This window comes from Pseudoalteromonas sp. R3, from assembly GCF_004014715.1.
Taxonomy (GTDB): domain Bacteria; phylum Pseudomonadota; class Gammaproteobacteria; order Enterobacterales; family Alteromonadaceae; genus Pseudoalteromonas.
In genome coordinates this window covers 1,591,633-1,608,982 of record NZ_CP034835.1, presented here as the reverse complement: position 1 = coordinate 1,608,982, position 17,350 = coordinate 1,591,633, and the positions used below count along the sequence as shown (strand labels likewise).

The 17,350-nt window shown below is 47.7% G+C and carries 14 protein-coding genes and 1 pseudogene; 6 read left to right on the top strand and 9 right to left on the bottom strand.

The annotated features are described in order from the left end of the window. Positions 1 to 22 precede the first annotated feature (22 nt). Complete coding sequence (gene aspS, locus ELR70_RS11815) at positions 23 to 1,798, bottom strand: aspartate--tRNA ligase (RefSeq protein ID WP_054014008.1); 1,776 nt, start codon at positions 1,796 to 1,798, stop codon at positions 23 to 25. Between the two features lie 178 nt (positions 1,799 to 1,976). On the opposite strand from aspS, the gene ELR70_RS11810 reads away from it, so the two are divergent. Together ELR70_RS11810 and ELR70_RS24865 are read left to right on the top strand one after the other, a co-directional pair. Further along, a complete protein-coding gene (locus tag ELR70_RS11810; RefSeq protein ID WP_054014009.1) occupies positions 1,977 to 2,825 on the top strand; it encodes a DUF72 domain-containing protein in 849 nt (282 codons plus the stop codon). 67 nt (positions 2,826 to 2,892) lie between these two features. Further along, positions 2,893 to 3,051, top strand: coding sequence for a hypothetical protein (locus ELR70_RS24865; protein WP_160317352.1), 159 nt, complete (start codon positions 2,893 to 2,895; stop codon positions 3,049 to 3,051). Between the two features lie 53 nt (positions 3,052 to 3,104). Here ELR70_RS24865 and ELR70_RS11805 read toward each other — a convergent pair whose 3' ends face one another. Beyond that, positions 3,105 to 3,512, bottom strand: a complete 408-nt coding sequence (locus ELR70_RS11805; RefSeq protein WP_054014010.1) for a GFA family protein — start codon at positions 3,510 to 3,512, stop codon at positions 3,105 to 3,107. Between the two features lie 71 nt (positions 3,513 to 3,583). Between ELR70_RS11805 and ELR70_RS11800 the strand changes: the two genes are divergently transcribed. Then, positions 3,584 to 4,108: a YgjP-like metallopeptidase domain-containing protein gene (locus ELR70_RS11800; RefSeq protein WP_054014011.1), complete on the top strand. Its 525-nt coding sequence runs from the start codon at positions 3,584 to 3,586 to the stop codon at positions 4,106 to 4,108. A gap of 2 nt (positions 4,109 to 4,110) precedes the next feature. Here ELR70_RS11800 and ELR70_RS11795 read toward each other — a convergent pair whose 3' ends face one another. The 3 genes from ELR70_RS11795 to ELR70_RS11785 form a co-directional block, all read right to left on the bottom strand. Further along, positions 4,111 to 4,908, bottom strand: coding sequence for a M48 family metallopeptidase (locus tag ELR70_RS11795; RefSeq protein ID WP_054014012.1), 798 nt, complete (start codon positions 4,906 to 4,908; stop codon positions 4,111 to 4,113). A gap of 112 nt (positions 4,909 to 5,020) precedes the next feature. Next, on the bottom strand, positions 5,021 to 5,632 hold the full coding sequence (gene grpE / locus ELR70_RS11790) for a nucleotide exchange factor GrpE (protein WP_054014013.1): 612 nt from the start codon (positions 5,630 to 5,632) through the stop codon (positions 5,021 to 5,023). Positions 5,633 to 5,690: 58 nt separating this feature from the next. Continuing rightward, complete coding sequence (locus ELR70_RS11785) at positions 5,691 to 6,635, bottom strand: HrcA family transcriptional regulator (RefSeq protein ID WP_235577052.1); 945 nt, start codon at positions 6,633 to 6,635, stop codon at positions 5,691 to 5,693. Between the two features lie 92 nt (positions 6,636 to 6,727). On the opposite strand from ELR70_RS11785, the gene nadK reads away from it, so the two are divergent. From nadK to recN, 3 genes are all read left to right on the top strand, one after another. After that, positions 6,728 to 7,612: an NAD(+) kinase gene (gene nadK / locus ELR70_RS11780; protein WP_054014015.1), complete on the top strand. Its 885-nt coding sequence runs from the start codon at positions 6,728 to 6,730 to the stop codon at positions 7,610 to 7,612. Positions 7,613 to 7,674: 62 nt separating this feature from the next. Continuing rightward, positions 7,675 to 8,250 carry a hypothetical protein gene (locus ELR70_RS11775; RefSeq protein WP_054014016.1) on the top strand — a complete coding sequence of 192 codons (576 nt, stop codon included), beginning with the start codon at positions 7,675 to 7,677 and terminating at the stop codon, positions 8,248 to 8,250. A gap of 88 nt (positions 8,251 to 8,338) precedes the next feature. After that, positions 8,339 to 10,015, top strand: coding sequence for a DNA repair protein RecN (gene recN / locus ELR70_RS11770; RefSeq protein ID WP_054014017.1), 1,677 nt, complete (start codon positions 8,339 to 8,341; stop codon positions 10,013 to 10,015). Between the two features lie 405 nt (positions 10,016 to 10,420). Here the strand turns inward: recN and ELR70_RS11765 are convergent, their stop codons facing one another. From ELR70_RS11765 to gltB, 4 genes and pseudogenes are all read right to left on the bottom strand, one after another. After that, positions 10,421 to 10,843: a hypothetical protein gene (locus ELR70_RS11765; protein ID WP_054014018.1), complete on the bottom strand. Its 423-nt coding sequence runs from the start codon at positions 10,841 to 10,843 to the stop codon at positions 10,421 to 10,423. A gap of 5 nt (positions 10,844 to 10,848) precedes the next feature. Continuing rightward, positions 10,849 to 11,244: a hypothetical protein gene (locus ELR70_RS11760; protein ID WP_054014019.1), complete on the bottom strand. Its 396-nt coding sequence runs from the start codon at positions 11,242 to 11,244 to the stop codon at positions 10,849 to 10,851. Positions 11,245 to 11,417: 173 nt separating this feature from the next. Next, positions 11,418 to 12,833 carry an FAD-dependent oxidoreductase gene (locus ELR70_RS11755; protein ID WP_054014020.1) on the bottom strand — a complete coding sequence of 472 codons (1,416 nt, stop codon included), beginning with the start codon at positions 12,831 to 12,833 and terminating at the stop codon, positions 11,418 to 11,420. Positions 12,834 to 12,841: 8 nt separating this feature from the next. Continuing rightward, a pseudogene (gene gltB / locus ELR70_RS11750) lies at positions 12,842 to 17,301 on the bottom strand (glutamate synthase large subunit). Positions 17,302 to 17,350 lie beyond the last annotated feature (49 nt).

Genomic DNA, 17,350 nt, shown 5'->3' with positions numbered 1-17,350 from the left:
TTTCTTATTCCTTTAGCTGTCGTTATTCAGCGTCTTTTTGCTGCGCAGTGACTGTTACTGCAAGCTCCTTTAATGCATCTGGATTGGCAACGCTCGGTGCATTGGTCATCAGACACGATGCCTGTGTAGTTTTCGGGAAGGCAATCACATCACGAATGTTGTCTGTGCCACACAGCAACATCACCAGACGGTCAAGGCCAAATGCCAAACCCGCGTGTGGTGGCGTACCATATTTCAGAGCATCCAGCAGGAAGCCAAACTTATCTTGCTGCTCTTGTTCATCAATACCCAGAATACGGAAAGCGGCTTGCTGCATATCGTTGTTGTGGATCCGCACCGAGCCCCCACCTACTTCGTAGCCGTTCAGTACCATGTCATACGCGTCTGAAATTGCGCCGGCAGGATTGGCTTCAAGCTCTGCTGCTGAAATGCCTTTTGGTGCCGTGAATGGGTGATGTACTGCGTGCAGATTCCCCTCGTCGTCTTCCTCAAACATTGGGAAGTCAACAACCCAAAGCGGTGCCCACTGGCCAAGATTAGTCAGTTCAAGGTCCAGACCTACTTTCAGACGTAATGCACCCATTGCTTCGTTTACCACGTTACGCTTATCAGCACCGAACAAAATGATGTCGCCAGTCTGTGCATTAGTGCGTGCAAGAATACCTTTGATCACTTCTTCGTTCAGGAACTTAGCAATTGGTGACTGAATACCTTCAAGGCCAGCGTCCAGATCATTGACCTTCATCCAGGCCAGACCTTTTGCGCCATAGATGCCAACAAACTTAGTGTATTCATCAATTTGCTTACGAGATAGTGATGCACCACCTGGTACAGTCAACACCGCCACTCGGCCTTTCTCGTCATTAGCAGGGCCCGCAAGTACTTTAAACTCAACGTCCTTAACCAGATCAGCAACATCAATCAGCTCAAGCGGGTTACGTAAGTCCGGCTTGTCTGAACCGTAACGACGCATAGCTTCTTCGTAGCTCATGACAGGGAACTGGCCCAGATCAACGTCAAGCAACTCTTGCCACATTTCACGGATCAAGCGTTCAGTGATGTCGCGCACCTGTGTAGATGTCATGAATGAGGTTTCTAAATCGATTTGGGTGAATTCAGGCTGACGGTCAGCACGTAAGTCTTCATCACGGAAACACTTAACAATCTGGTAGTAACGGTCAAAACCAGACATCATCAGCAACTGTTTAAACAGCTGAGGAGACTGTGGCAACGCGTAGAAGCTGCCTTTATGTACACGGCTTGGAACCAGATAGTCACGCGCACCTTCTGGGGTTGCTTTCGTCAGTACCGGCGTTTCGATATCCAGGAAATCATTGCTATCTAAGAAGCGACGAACAAAGCTGGATGCTTTAGCGCGTAGTTTAATGCGGTCGCTCATTTCCAGACGACGTAAGTCAAGGTAGCGATAAGTCAGGCGACGCTCTTCCGAATTTTCCTGGTTAAAGTCCAAAGGCAAAGGCTCTGCACGGTTGATGATTGTCAGGCCAGTGCCCAGGATCTCAACTTCGCCAGTAGCCATATCCTGATTGATTTGGCTCTCTGGACGCGCACGAACAGTACCTGTAACCTGAACGCAGAACTCTTGGCGTAAAGTGTTTGCAACATCCATCAGGCCTTCTACTTCAGGATCAAACACGACCTGGACCAAACCTTCGCGATCTCGCAGATCAATGAAGATCAGGCCACCCAGATCACGACGTTTGTTGATCCAACCACATAGCTCCACTTCCTGACCTACATGGTCCTTGTTTAATTTTCCGCAGTATATTGAGCGCATAATAATCCTATTTGCCTACTAACTCTAAAGGGCATAATGAATGATAAATTTAATCGCCAATTATATAAAATTGCCACGCTTTGTCATCCCACAAAGCAGGGATTCTTTCGCTGTTACGATTTTTTCTCGATCTGGACTTTGTTAGACTGCACTTCAAGTCAATCAGGGAGCAAATTTCATGCTGTATTTGGGGTGTCCTCAATGGGGCTCTGCACACTGGAAGGGTCGATTTTTCAGTAGTGACTGCAAAACCGTTGATATGTTGAGCGAGTATGCACAGATTTTTAACAGTGTTGAGGGCAATACAAGCTTTTACGCGAGCCCTAAACCAGAAACCATCACAGCCTGGTCAAACGCGGTGCCTGATACTTTTCGCTTTACCTTCAAGATACCCAAAAGGATTTCTCATGAGCTGGCATTAAATCATTGTCAGCAAGAGCTCAAGCAATGGCTCGAACTGTTTTCTCCTTTATTTTCACGACTGGGAATGGTGCTGCTGCAACTGCCTGCTAGCTGTAGCCCGCAATATCTTGGCCGGATAGCCGATTTTATCTCACAATTACCTGAAGAGCTGACACTGGGCATTGAAGTCAGACACAGGGAATTCTTTGCCAAAGGCGACGCTGAGAAGCGTTTTAACCAGCTGCTGATGAAAACCAAAGTGAATCGTATCATGATGGATACGCGCCCTCTTTTTAGTGAGCCGCCGAGTACTCCAGCCATCATTGATGCCCAGCAAAAGAAACCTCGCGTGCCGGTCAATGTCATTGCCACCGCTCAGGCACCTATGTTGCGCTTTGTCGGGTGTTCAGATTTAGCAGCAAACCGGTCATTTTACGCGCCCTGGCTTAACAAAATTCGTGACTGGTTGAACGATGGACGTACCCCTTATGTATTCTTTCATACTGCCGACAACTATGATGCGCCTTTGCTCGCCAGGCAGTTCATCCAGGACTTAGGTGTTTCTCATCAGGTGCTCGCTCCCTTCCCGGCTGAGCGCCAGCCACTGCAACAAACATTAATTTAACCACTTGACAGTTTTCAAATTTTGCAGGATGTTAGAAAGCGAACAAAACAACAATAAGGAAAATACCATGTTATTAAAACTCAATAAAAAACCTGTAAAACAGCTCTCAGATGACCACAGTGCATTACCAGCCAAAGCAACTCGTGCTGTTGGCGCCGGCAGAGCAGAAATTCAGAAAAGCGGTGGTAACTCACGCGCGTCTGATTGCTGTGCGATGACAGATTAATACCTCTAATCTGTATACCTAAAGAGAGCTGGGGCCAAGATATCCCCTGTCTCTCACTCCCTGCCCGGCTCTTTACCTTCATAGCGAGGAAGCTTGGCGTCTAACTCTTCCCAATTTGCTTTTGAAGTCACGTAATTATGTGACATTGGCCGCTCCGCTATATCAGTGTCGAGAATACCGAGTCGAATCCTGAGTTTTTCAGGGCTATCTTGGTTAGAGCTATATAAAGGAGATGCACAAACTCCACAGAAGTGACGTAACCTGCCGGGTTTAAACGCGTAGTGACGTATATGCTCCTCTCCGGCAATCACTTTTAATTCATTCCGATTGATAAATCCATTGGTCGCATAAGCGGTGCCAGACGACTTGCGACATAAGGAACAGTGGCAATGGATGATGCTAGAAATAGCGCCTTGCAGTGCAAGCTTAACCGCACCGCATAAACAACTTGCCTGATACATTTATTGTTATTCCTGTTATGATCTTCAGTACACTAGCTTAGAATTTCCGTATCAGGATTACTACCGTCATCATGAACTATTTGCAGTATTTTCAGCACTACCCTGCTGCGTTGCAGTCCCAGATTAAAAGCTTACTGGAACCGGATAAACTTGCAGCATATTTCAAAGGTAAATATCCGCAAGGTCATCAGCTACAAAATACACAAGCGCTTTATGATTACTGCAATAGCTATAAAAACAAGTATCTGAAGAATGTGCCTCGTCTGCATAAGGTAAGCTATGCAAAAGGTCGAGATCTGATGGCGGGGACATTAGGGCATCATAGCCAAACACGTAAACAGCACGGCGGAAAAGTAAAAACCCGCTATGAGATTACGCTGTCCCAGCAGCTAAAATATGCGCCTGAAGCCATTTTGCGTGCATTGGTTGTTCATGAGCTAGCGCACTTTAAAGAGCTGGATCACAACAAGGCCTTTTATCAGCTCTGTTGCCATATGGAGCCTGAGTACCATCAGCTGGAATTGGACCTCAGGCTGTTTATTGTGCTCAATAAGCTAGGCGTCAGCTTCTACGACAATTCAGCCCAGCCAGATTAAGTTTATCGGCAAGCTGGGCTACGGCCCTGTTTGTTAGCGTCCTCTGCTAAAGTATTTGCCTGCGCCATTTTGCTTTGTAGCAACGCAATGCGGTTTTCTGGAGACGGATGAGTCGATAAAAACTCCATAGGGCGTTCTCCCCCTGCTTTTTCCATATTTTGCCACAACTCTACAGCCCCCTGCGGTTTAAAGCCCGCTTTAGCCATTAAGTCGAGCCCAATGACATCCGCTTCACTTTCATGGCTACGGCTAAATGGTAGTGCAATTCCATACTGTGCCCCAAGCCCTAAGCCTTGCATAATGGCATTACGATACTGCACATTACCCATTTCAAGTGCCGCATTGCCAGCTTGCAGGCCAAGCTGTAACAAGCTATTTTGAGACACCCGCTCGTTAGCATGTTCTGCGATAACGTGTCCCACTTCATGTCCCATAACAGCAGCAAGTTGATGCTGGTTTTGTGCCACCTTCAGCAGACCGGTATGCACTCCAATCTTGCCACCAGGCAAAGCAAAGGCGTTTGCACTGGGCTCTTTAAATACCACGACTTCCCATTGCTGTTGTGCATACTGTGCCGGTAGTTGCGCAATCAGGGCATCTGCTATGCATTTTACATAGCCGTTGATCTTGGCATCGTTTTCTATCGTCTGCTCCTGCTTCATTTGCTCGAAGCTGGCGACACCCATCTTATCCATTTGTTGTTCTGAATATAGGGCTATTTGGGTACGTCCGGTGGGAGAGGTTTTACAACCAGCGAGGGTGATGGCCATAGCAGCAATAGCAAGTAGTTTTTTGTTCATGGACTTATGCCTAGAGTGAATTCACTTTTCTATTTTAAAAGGTGACGCGATCTGATGCAAATCAGATCAAAAAAGCCCGCAATCGCGGGCTTATAAATCAGGTAGTTACAACTTATTCAGCAGCTTTTGATACCATAACCATTGCGGGGCGTAATAAACGACCATTCAGGGTATACCCTTTTTGCATAACTGCTAAAACGGTATTTGGTGATACATCGTTGCTCGGTTGCATTGACATTGCCTGGTGTAACTCTGGGTTGAACGCTTCACCTTGTGGGCTCACAGCCTCAACACCGAATTTAGCCAGTGCGTCGTTGAATGACTTCAGTGTCATCTCAATACCTTCAAGGATCGATTTGGTTGCTTCGTTTTCTTTATCAGCAAACTCAATTGCGCGCTCTAGATTGTCAACCACAGGTAGCAGCTCGTTAGAAAACTTTTCTAATGCAAATTTCTGTGCTTTCTCAACATCTTGTGCTGCGCGACGACGTACATTTTCGGCATCTGCCGCTGCACGGATCACGCTGTCTTTCTGACCTTCAATTGTTTGCTTAGCCGCTTCCAGTTCTGCATACAGGCCTGCAATCTCTTCTTCTGGGCTCAACTCAGCTTGCTCAGTCTGTGCACTCTCTTGCGCTTGTTCTGCTTGCTCTACAGCACTTTCCTGTAGGTCTTCTTGCACTAACTCTTGTTCCTGCTCTTGGGCTTTTGTCTGCTCAGACATGAAAAATTCTCTCCGATTCTTTACAACTGCCGTAATTATGGGGATTCAAATTTGTTATTCAAGCTTCTTTTTTTGGGATTTGTGTAAATTCGCTGATTATTGCTTCAATTGGCGCATCAGCAGGACAAATCACGCAAAAACGACTCTGGTACTCGCTCGACGTAAAGTAAGGTACACTCAAGACCACAAATCGCTCCAGATTCAGATAACTCAACTCACTGCCCAGTAACACCGACAGGCCATTCTTTAGCGCTAACTGATCTTCCACCTGGTGTAAGAAGCTCACCCCCAGGTTGAGTTCATTATTCCCTTCAAGGCGGTTATACAGATAACGCTCTCCGACTACTATGCTATTGTCGGTACCCAACTGCAAGCTTAGCTCGCGACTCCATTGCATCAAAGAGCCACGGCAATCTGCCATCGCACTTTTCGCCATAGCCCGCATTCGGTGCAACCCCTCTTTTAGCGTTTGCGCACTGAATACAGTGTTCATCCAAGCCGCGAACTGATACCTTACCTGATCGGAATTCGATTCTGGTTTATTAATAAGGATATTATTGGACTGCCCGGTTCTATCAATCAGTAATACCAGCCAATGTTTGCGATCAAAATCTAGTACTTCGACCCGAAATATGGTTTGTTCACTAACCTGAGGTAAGCCAACGATACAGCATACCTGATATTTCTGGCTGAGAGTATGTGCAAAACCAGTCAGCTCCTCTCGCTCTGGCTCCCAGTAAGGGGCGATGTCTTCTAAGCCAAAATACTCCTGCAACCAGTACTTAATTCCCAGATCAGAGGGAACCCGCCCGGCCGAAGTGTGAGGTGAAAAAAGCAGCCCCTGGTTTTCCAGGCGAGCCATAGCATTGCGTACCGTTGCAGAGCACACCGCCATACCTTTTAGTTTTGCTATCTTGCTCGATGCTACGGGATGGCCTTCACCGTTACAGTAAAGACTCATCACAGCAGAGAAGACTTGTTTGTCACGTGCACTAAGTTTCATAACATCATAAATAAGGTTAAATTTGCGAGTTTCAAGCGAATTCATTTTAAGATAATCTTGGCAACAGAAATTTTGCCAAGGAAACTCACTGAATGAGCGCACCATTTAAAACCATCGGCCTGATTGGTAAACCAAACCATGATGGCGCCGCACTGACATTACAACGCTTGTATACATTTTTGCAAGCACTTGGCTATGAAGTTTTTGTTGAGCAACGAGTTGGCAAACAAATCGCTGAATTGCCCGAGTCAAACATACTCGATGTTGTGGCTCTGGGAGAGCGCTGTGACCTGGCTGTAGTGGTCGGCGGTGATGGTAATATGCTGGGTGCAGCTCGTGTACTGGCCCGGTTTGACGTTGCCGTGATAGGCGTTAACCGTGGTAATTTAGGGTTTCTGACCGACTTAGACCCCGATGGCTTTGAGGCAGAACTGGAGCAAGTCCTCAGCGGAAAATTCGTAGAAGAACAACGCTTTTTGCTTGAAGTCGAAGTGTTCCGTCATGCAGAACTTAAAAGTGCCAACCTGGCAGTAAATGAAGCTGTGCTACACGCTGACAAAGTCGCCCATATGATCGAGTTTGAGGCCTTCATTGACGAACAGTTTGTCTTTTCTCAGCGTTCTGATGGGCTAATCGTCACGACTCCAACCGGCTCAACGGCTTATTCATTGTCCGGTGGTGGCCCTATTTTAACGCCTGAGCTAAACGCGATGGCCCTTGTCCCAATGTTTCCGCATACATTATCCAGCAGACCCCTGGTTGTTGACGCAAATAAACAAGTCAAACTGAAGCTCAGCCCAGAAAACACCGCAAGCTTGCAGGTAAGTTGTGACAGTCACGTCGTGCTCGCATTGCTTCCGGGTGACGAAGTGGTCATAAAAAAAGCAGAAAAAAAACTCCGTTTGATCCACCCTGTCAGTTATTCCTACTACAATGTTCTGAGACAGAAATTAAATTGGGGTAGCAGGCTTTACTAAGCGAACGAAGTTCAGCAAAATAAGTAAAATTTATTTTCTATTTTAGGGAAAAGTAAACCAACATGAGCTACGTTGTTTTCGTATCTATTACCTTATTGATCACCATTTTGGGGGTTTATGTGGTGATTGAGAATAACCGTAAAAAAGCACGCGAAGCCGAAAAGCGGGTGTTCAATGAACGTCTGAAAGAAATCAGCAGTCACTTCAAAAGCAAAATTAGTGAATTCGTAAGTTATAAGCTGATCCGCCCAAAGCACGCGCCTCAATTTAATGCCATTGTCGGCAACTTCTTTGTTGTTCAAGCCCACAATGACGAAAACCTGGAAGCACTCGAGCGTGTGACTGATCATTTGCTCGCCACAATTGGTACTGAACTAAATAAGTGTCGTGAAAATGGCAATATGGAGCTATTGGCCGATCAATTGTTTATGTTTGTCAGTGAGCTGCCCTCTGCCGGGATAGCCTATAACAAAGCATTTTACAGTGAAATTCTGCCAGCACTGATTTCACGGATCCAGACACCTGATACACCTGTACAAACTGACACGCCGGAAACAGGGCAGAGTGAGGAAGAAGCCCCAGCTCAAACCGAGAACAACGACCCCTCGGTACAGCAACGAAAAGCCGCGGCCCTGTAAAAACCCTGGTAGTAAAACGCAATTTCAAGTTGCATTTCCAATAAATGCTGTATAAATTAACAGTAATTGTACTGTTTGGATATACAGCATGCTTCTTAGTCTGCAAATCAAAAACTTTGCCATTGTTAACGAATTAACCATTGACTGGCGCTCAGGTATGACTGCCATCACCGGTGAAACCGGTGCTGGTAAATCCATTGCAATCGATGCCCTCTCTCTGTGCCTGGGTGAACGGGCAGACGTTGCCAGTATCCGCCCTGGTGCCGCAAAAGCAGAGATAACCGCTCAATTTGATATCAGGCAGCTCCCCAACGCTCAGCAGTTTTTAAACAAACTCATGTTAGATGATGAAGAACAAAACTGCATTTTACGCCGTGTTGTTATGCAAAATGGCCGCAGTAAAAGCTTCATTAATGGTAACTCTGTAACGGCTGCGCAATTAAAAGAACTCGGCCAGCGACTCATTGCCATTCATGGTCAGCATGCCCACCAGCTGTTACTTAAACCCGAACATCAGCTGGGTTTGCTGGATGCCTACGCTGGTCACGATAACCTGTTACACGCTGTGCGTGCTCAGTATCAGCATTATCACACATTGCAAAAAGAACACTCAGAGCTCATCAAACAACAACAGGCGCAGGCAGCCAAAAAGCAACTGCTCGAATATCAAGTTCAGGAACTGGATGAGTTTGCGCTGGAAGAAGGTGAATATGAGCATATTGAAACTGAGCATACACGATTGAGTCATAGCCAGACGCTAGCTGAAAGTTGTCAGCGCGAACTGATGTGTCTGTCTGAGCAAGATGACCAGACTGTTTTAGGGCAGCTTCAGCACAGTGTACAAACCTTCATTGAACTGAGCAATTATGACCCTAAACTGCAGGAAATCAGCCAACTGCTGGGGGAGGCTGCAGTGCAGCTCGAAGAAGGCTGCCGAGAACTGCGTGCCTATGGTGAAAACATCGAGCAAGACCCAGAGCGTCTGCAGGCTGTCGAAGACAGGCTGGCGCAAGCAATGACCTTATCACGTAAACACCAGATCAGCCCCGAGTTGCTGCATCAGCATCATCAACAGTTGCACGAAGAGCTGGCATCTATCTGCTCTAACAATGAGCGCATCGAAGATCTACAGCACGAAATAGCTGAAGCGCTTCATGCCTATCAAATATCAGCGGCACAACTGAGTGAAAGCCGTGCTCAGGCTGCACTGACTTTGAATGATTTAATCAGTGAGAGCATGCATGAGCTGTCGATGGAAAATGGCCAGTTTGCTATTGAGCTTAACCAGCATGAAGACAGACGCCCCAACGAGCTGGGCATGGATAAAATCGAGTTTCTGGTTTCGACCAACCCGGGTCAGCCTCTACAAGCCCTGGCGAAAGTCGCATCGGGTGGTGAACTGTCACGGATCAGCCTGGCTATTCAGGTGATTATCGCGAACCGAGTTACTACCCCTACTCTGATATTTGATGAAGTAGACGTTGGTATTTCAGGTCCCACAGCCTCTCAGGTGGGTAAACAGCTTCGCCAGCTTGGTAATTCAACTCAAGTGATCTGTGTAACTCACTTGCCTCAGGTTGCCTGCAGTGGCCATCATCAATTCTTTGTTTCCAAACGTGTAGAAGGCGGTGAAACCTTTACATCTATGCTGCCATTGGTGCAGGAACAACGTGTTGACGAAATCGCTCGCTTACTTGGCGGTGACAAAGTCAGCAGCACCACACGAGCCAGCGCTAAGGAGCTGCTTGAGGTGCAGGGGGCATAACATCAGGCGGGGCCGGCTTAATAAAGCATACCTGTTTGCAGGAGCCTTCGCTCGTATTTAATGTTGTTAATACTTAGGTAATAGTTGTTTAAGGGTTGGTTACCCGCTCAGTACCGATACACTGGTGTGAGCGGGCCTGATGTCAAAAGCACACACAACACTTAAAATATGACCGGTATTTGACTTCGTAACCCAAAGTGGCTGCTCTTACTACGGCAGATTCTGCGCCTTAATGCTATCTAACCTTGTGGGGTTTCGTATGCTATGAGAAACGGACTTATGAGATCGCACAGATACAGTCTTTAATTCTTAACCCATACCCGCGATTTTCACTCTACACCACCTCTATAAGCTGCTTACTCTATCATAAGCGTTTCATTATACTTCGGTCGGTAGACTATTTGTTCATTTGCTCGATTGATCCCACCCCGATAACCCTTTCACACAATAAACCATTTTTTCTGTCCTATTTGCAACGCAAACCCCGTTATAGTTGTCGACAGGCGGCACTTCAAATCCTGATACTCCATTAACTGTGATCTTGGTATTTTTTCCGTTAATTACCTTGGATACTCGTATCCCATTCTCATATTCCCAGCCCGCAGACTGCTCATGGATATTCCCACAAATAAATGCTTCACAAGTAAAGTGGTGTTTTTGACTCGGCTGAATAATAGAGCAGGACGTATCAATCACCGCACATGCCGCGTGCACTGTGATGGTAGAACACAGGCAGATAAGAACAAGTCCTGTCCTTGACACAATTTTTAATTGGGTATTCATTCCATCAGTTGTTCCCAAGTAATTCCATAACGCCTGTCTGTCCATATAGCCTATCTATATAGTGAGGGTAGTGAACCGTCTACCCACGCCTGTGTCGGCAGCTGACCGCTCTCAAGACAAATCGAGTTTCCTTCTGAAGCCGGGTACGCAAAATATACACACTCTTCATCGACATGCGTTGCCCAATCGTTCACAGCATACATGCCCACTAAATTATGCTGTGTATCTATTACGACTAAGCGCGTAGCCGCCCTCAGTCCGGCGTTAAAATAACGACGATAATTAAATATCTTGTCTTCATTATTCAGCGAACCGAGAAACTGAAACTCTGTGTGCTCATCAACAATAAGGAGATCAGACTTTAACGCGATATTTTTAAATACCTGATTAACATCTGCAAAAACTGGCAAAGTTGCCAAAGCAATTAGGACGGCAATATAGTTCATAATTCCTTCAAATATAACCAAACTCCATGCTTAACCCGAGCCTACCCCAGTTAGTGATTTAATCCAAGTGCTGAACAAGTTGGAGTGTCCAAAAAGCAAAAAGCCTGCTGTTAACCTGAATGGTTAACAGCAGGCTTTTTATGGTGAAACCATACTCTGCGAAGTGAGCGACTTTACACCCCAAGATAGTCCATGATCCCTTCGGCGGCATTACGGCCTTCGAAGATGGCGGTGACCACCAAATCCGAGCCGCGAACAGCGTCACCGCCGGCGAAGATTTTTTCGTTGCTGGTTTGGTGTGTAAACGCACCCTTTTCAGGCGCAACAATACCGCCCCATTCGTTGATGGCAACGTCGTAGGCTGCCAGCCAGTCAAGATTGTGGGGTTTAAAGCCAAACGCCATGATAACGGCATCGGCTTCAATCAAGTGCTCAGACCCAGGCACCTCTTGCGCACGTCTGCGACCATTTTCATCAGGCTCACCCAACTCAGTCCGAACCATACGGACGCCCGCAACCTGACCATGTTGATCGAGTTCAATGCCTTTAGGCTGAACATTGAAGCTAAATTTAACGCCCTCCTCTTTGGCATTCTTAACCTCACGACGTGACCCCGGCATATTGGCTTCGTCCCGGCGGTACGCACAGGTTACAGACTGTGCGCCCTGACGCACTGAGGTGCGCACACAGTCCATTGCAGTATCACCGCCGCCCAGCACCACAACGCGTTTACCGGCCATATCTATGTACGCCTGTTTGCTTTCGTCATAACCCATGACTCGATTGGTGTTACCAATCAAAAAGGGAAGCGCATCATACACATGCTCTGCATCTTCATTGTCCAGTCCGGCGCGCATGTATTGGTACGTACCGACCCCGATAAATACGGCGTCATATTGTGCGAGTAGCTCGTCCATACTGATATCTTTGCCAATCTCCGTATTAAGGCAAAACTCGACACCCATTTCCGAAAAGATCTCGCGACGCTTCTCCATCACCGATTTTTCCAGCTTGAATGACGGGATGCCAAACGTCAGTAATCCCCCAATCTCCGGATTACGATCAAACACCACAGGTTTAACCCCATTACGCACCAAAATATCCGCACAACCAAGCCCGGCAGGACCCGCGCCGATAATGGCCACCTTTTTGTCAGTCCAGGTGACATAAGACATATCGGGCTTCCAGCCCTGTGCAAATGCGGTATCCGTGATGTACTTTTCAATATTACCAATCGTCACGGCACCAAACTCGTCATTAAGTGTGCAAGAGCCTTCACACAGCCTGTCCTGTGGGCAAACCCGACCACACACTTCTGGCAGACTATTGGTCCGGTGCGACAATTCCGCAGCCTCAAGGATCCTGCCCGTACGGATCAACTTTAGCCACTGCGGAATATAATTGTGCACCGGACACTTCCACTCGCAATAAGGGTTACCACAATCCAAGCAGCGATCGGCCTGAGAGCTGACCTGCTGTTTTGAAAACGGTTCGTAAATTTCAACGAAAGAGCTCTTGCGTGTCGTGATAGGCTTCTTTCTCGGGTCGATGCGCTGTACATCGATAAACTGATAGACATTTTCGCTCATACTTCCCCCTATTGTGCCTGAACGCGCAATTCAGCACTGCTGCGTGCACGGTGCCCCAGCAAGCTCTTTACATCGCTTGATTTTGGTTTGATCAGCCTGAACATAGGCACATATAACTCAAAGTTGGCCAGGATCTGCTCCGCTCTGCAAGAGGCTGTGTTCTCCAGATGCTCAGCAATCAAGCCTCGTAAATGCTCCTGCATGGTTGCTAACCCTTCCAAAGAGAGCACTTCAACCAGCTCAGGGTTATAGCGCTTGTCGAAATCTCCGGCTTCGTCCAGTACATAGGCAAAACCGCCAGTCATCCCGGCGCCAAAGTTAACGCCAACCTGACCTAACACACAGACAACGCCACCTGTCATATATTCGCAGCCGTTATCACCTAATCCTTCAACAATCGCTTGAACTCCTGAGTTACGTACGGCGAATCGCTCTCCGGCGCGCCCGGCAGCAAACAACTTGCCACCGGTTGCTCCATACAAACAGGTGTTACCAGCAATGGTAGCCTGGTGAGTCAGGAAACTAGAGCCTACAGGTGGCCGTATCACTAACTTGCCACCAGCCATGCCCTTACCCACGTAGTCGTTGGCATCTCCAACCAGTGTCATCTCAAGACCACCGGCATTCCACACACCAAATGCCTGCCCTGCGGTTCCGTGCAATTCGATCACCACAGGATCAGCAGCCATACCTTGGTTACCGTGACGAGAAGCTATATATCCAGACAACATTGCACCCACAGAGCGGTCAGTATTTTTAATACGACTCACCAAAGAGGTACCCGTTTTGTCGTCTATCGCTTGCTTCGCTTTCTCAAGCAAGCTCTCATTGAGTTGACCCTGATAGTGCGACGTGTTCGGCGCACTGCAATAGAGTGTTTCGCCCGACGGATTCGCCGGTTTTGCCAGCAGAGGTTGTAGATCAAGCTTTTGCTGTCTTGCGGTTGTTCCATCCAGCACCTCGAGTAAGTCCGTACGCCCGATTAAATCGGTCAACTTGTTTATGCCCAGCGACGCCATGATCTCGCGCGCTTCCTGAGCAATAAAGCGAAAGTAGTTCATCGCCATTTCTGGCAAGCCATGATAGTGCTTCTGCCGTAGCGTCTCATCCTGAGTAGCGACACCTGTCGCACAGTTATTCAGGTGACAAATACGCAGATATTTACATCCCAGTGCAACCATAGGCCCTGTTCCGAATCCAAAGCTTTCTGCGCCCAGAATCGCAGCCTTAATAATGTCCAGACCGGTCTTGAGACCACCGTCAGTTTGCAACCGGATACGGTGGCGCAGGCCATTTTCTACCAATGCCTGCTGTGTCTCAGCCAGACCAAGCTCCCACGGGCTACCAGCATACTTCACTGAAGTGAGCGGACTTGCTCCCGTACCGCCATCGTAACCGGCGATCGTGATCAAATCCGCATAGGCTTTCGCAACACCCGTTGCAATGGTGCCTACACCAGGTTCAGACACCAGCTTGACGGAAATCATTGCCTTGGGATTGACCTGCTTAAGATCAAAGATCAACTGCGCCAGGTCCTCAATCGAATAAATATCGTGATGTGGCGGTGGCGAAATCAAAGTAACTCCAGGCACAGAATATCTCAGTTTGGCGATGTAAGGTGTCACCTTTTCACCCGGCAACTGACCACCTTCACCAGGCTTGGCGCCTTGCGCAACTTTTATCTGGATCACATCCGCACTTTGCAAATAATGGGGAGTTACGCCAAATCGGCCGGAGGCGACCTGCTTGATACGTGAATTTTTCTCAGTACCAAACCGTAACTTATCTTCTCCCCCTTCACCGGAATTAGAGCAGCCACCCAAGCGGTTCATAGCAATCGCTAGTGCTTCATGCGCTTCCGGTGATAAAGCACCAATACTCATCGCTGCAGAGTCGAAACGCTTGTACAACTCAGTTGCAGGTTCTACCTCATCAATATTAATGGCTGTACAATCCGCTTTTAGCGCCAGCAGATCTCGTAAATTTGTCACGGGCCGATTGTTCACAAGATTGGCGTACTTTTGATAGTCCTCGTAGTTTCCTGATCGTACGGCAACTTGCAACGACTGCACTACGTCCGGGTTATAGGCGTGATACTCACCACCATGAACAAATTTAAGCAGACCACCGTGAGAGAGCAGCTTGCGCTTACTATATGCCAGCTTGTGCAACTGTGAACCATCCGCTTCGAACTCAGCAAAACCCGCTCCCTGGATACGACTACTGACCCCGTTAAAGCACAGTTCAACAATTTCATCAGACAAGCCCACAGCTTCAAACAACATCGAGCAGCGATAAGAGGCAACGGTACTGATCCCCATCTTGGACATGATCTTGTACAAGCCTTTATTAATCGCATTACGATACGCCAACGTTACTTCGCGATAAGTTTTTTCAATCACTTTGCTGTCACACAGCGCAACCAAAGTCTCGTAAGCCAGGTAAGGGTATATCGCTGTTGCGCCGAATCCGAGTAGTACCGCAAATTGATGCGGATCGCGTGCACTGCCGGTTTCAATTATGATGTTGGAATCGCAGCGCAGGTTAGTATTCACCAGTCTATGTTGTACAGCCCCTACTGCCATTGCCGCAGGTATGGGCATAGTGTCTTGAGTGATATCACGATCACTTAACAACAACATGACGCATCCTGATGCGGCTTTTTGCTGAGCTTCGTCACAGACCCGTTCAATGGCGCTTTTCAGGCTTTCCACCTGTGGGTTGTAATTCAGTGATATGCGACACACACTGTAATGATCATCATCTGCTGCCAACAGCTGTTGAATATCAGAGAAGGTCAGGACAGGCGAATCAAATTGCAAACGCTTGGCATGGCCTGTTGTCTCGTTAAACACGTTCTGCTCACGACCAATACAGGTTGCAAGCGACATCACGTGATTCTCGCGCAAGGGATCGATAGGCGGGTTAGTTACCTGAGCGAATTTTTGTCTGAAGTAATCGTACAGTGAGCGTACTCCTTCGGAGAGCACAGCGAAAGGCGTGTCGTCTCCCATAGAGCCGGTGGCTTCCTGACCATTTTGGCCCATCACACGGATCACCTGATCGACTTCTTCGTTACTATAGGCAAACAGCTTTTGATAAACGAGCAATGTCTCATCATCAAAATCACGCTGACCCGCATCCGCTTCATTAAGCGCTTCAAATGGCGTTAGCCGTTTGACGTTTTGTTCTAGCCAGGTCTTGTATGGATGCCTTGCTTTCAGATCTTCATCAATTTCGTCAGACTGCCAAATCTTTCCGTGCAATGTATCCACTACCAGCAACTCACCCGGGCCAACACGCCCTTTTTCAACCACTTCATCAGGTTCGTAATCCCATATACCTACTTCGGAAGCCAGAGTGATAAATCCGTCTTGTGTAATGACATAGCGTGCCGGACGTAGGCCATTTCTGTCGAGATTGCAGGCCGCAAAGCGACCATCAGACATAACGATGCCCGCCGGTCCATCCCAGGGTTCCATGTGCATCGAGTTAAAGTCGTAGAATGCCCTGAGTTCATCATCCATTGCACGGTTTTTCTGCCAGGCAGGCGGCACCAGCATACGCATGGCACGAAAGATATCCATGCCACCTGCAAGAAATAGCTCCAGCATGTTATCCAGACTGGAAGAGTCTGAACCGCTCTCGTTTACAAATGGCGCAGCATGTTGTAAATCAGGCAGCAAAGGCGAAGCAAACTTGTACGCGCGCGCTTTGGCCCACTGCCGGTTTCCGGTAATGGTGTTTATCTCGCCATTGTGTGCCAGGTAACGAAATGGCTGAGCCAGTGGCCAACGCGGTTGTGTATTAGTCGAAAAACGCTGGTGAAACACACAAATAGCACTGGTCATACGGATGTCAGCGAGGTCCAAATAGAAATTAGGCAGATCTGCTGGCATCATCAGACCTTTATAGATGGTTACCAGACCCGACAAACTCGCAATATAAAAGTCAGGATCTGACTCCAGCTGCTTCTCAATACGACGACGTGCAATATAAAGCCGACGTTCCAGGTCTTTTGGACGCCATCCCTCCGGTGCAGACACGAAGACCTGTTCAAACAGGGGGAGTTGCTCCGTTGCGATAGGACCAAGCATACCTGGGTCGGTGGGGACAGTGCGCCAGCCCACCAATGTCAGTGTTTCTTTTCTAATTCTTTGTTAATGATGTCACGAGCTTCTTTGGCAAGCGATGGATCTTGGCTAAGGAACACCATACCAACCGCATAATTTTTACCCAGATGCCACTCGTTCTCAGCCGCAACAGCTCTGAAAAAGCTGTCTGGCTTTTGTAATAATAAACCACACCCATCCCCAGTCTTCCCATCCGCAGCTATGCCCCCGCGGTGCTGCATTCTGTCCAGGCCGGTAATTGCCGTGCGGATTAACTTGTGGCTGGCCTGACCTTGTGTGTGTGCGATCAAACCAAAACCACAGTTTTCTTTTTCTAATGCTGAGTCATATAACATGGACTCCTCCCCTTGCTACAACTGCCAGCCGGTAATTTCAGACGAATTA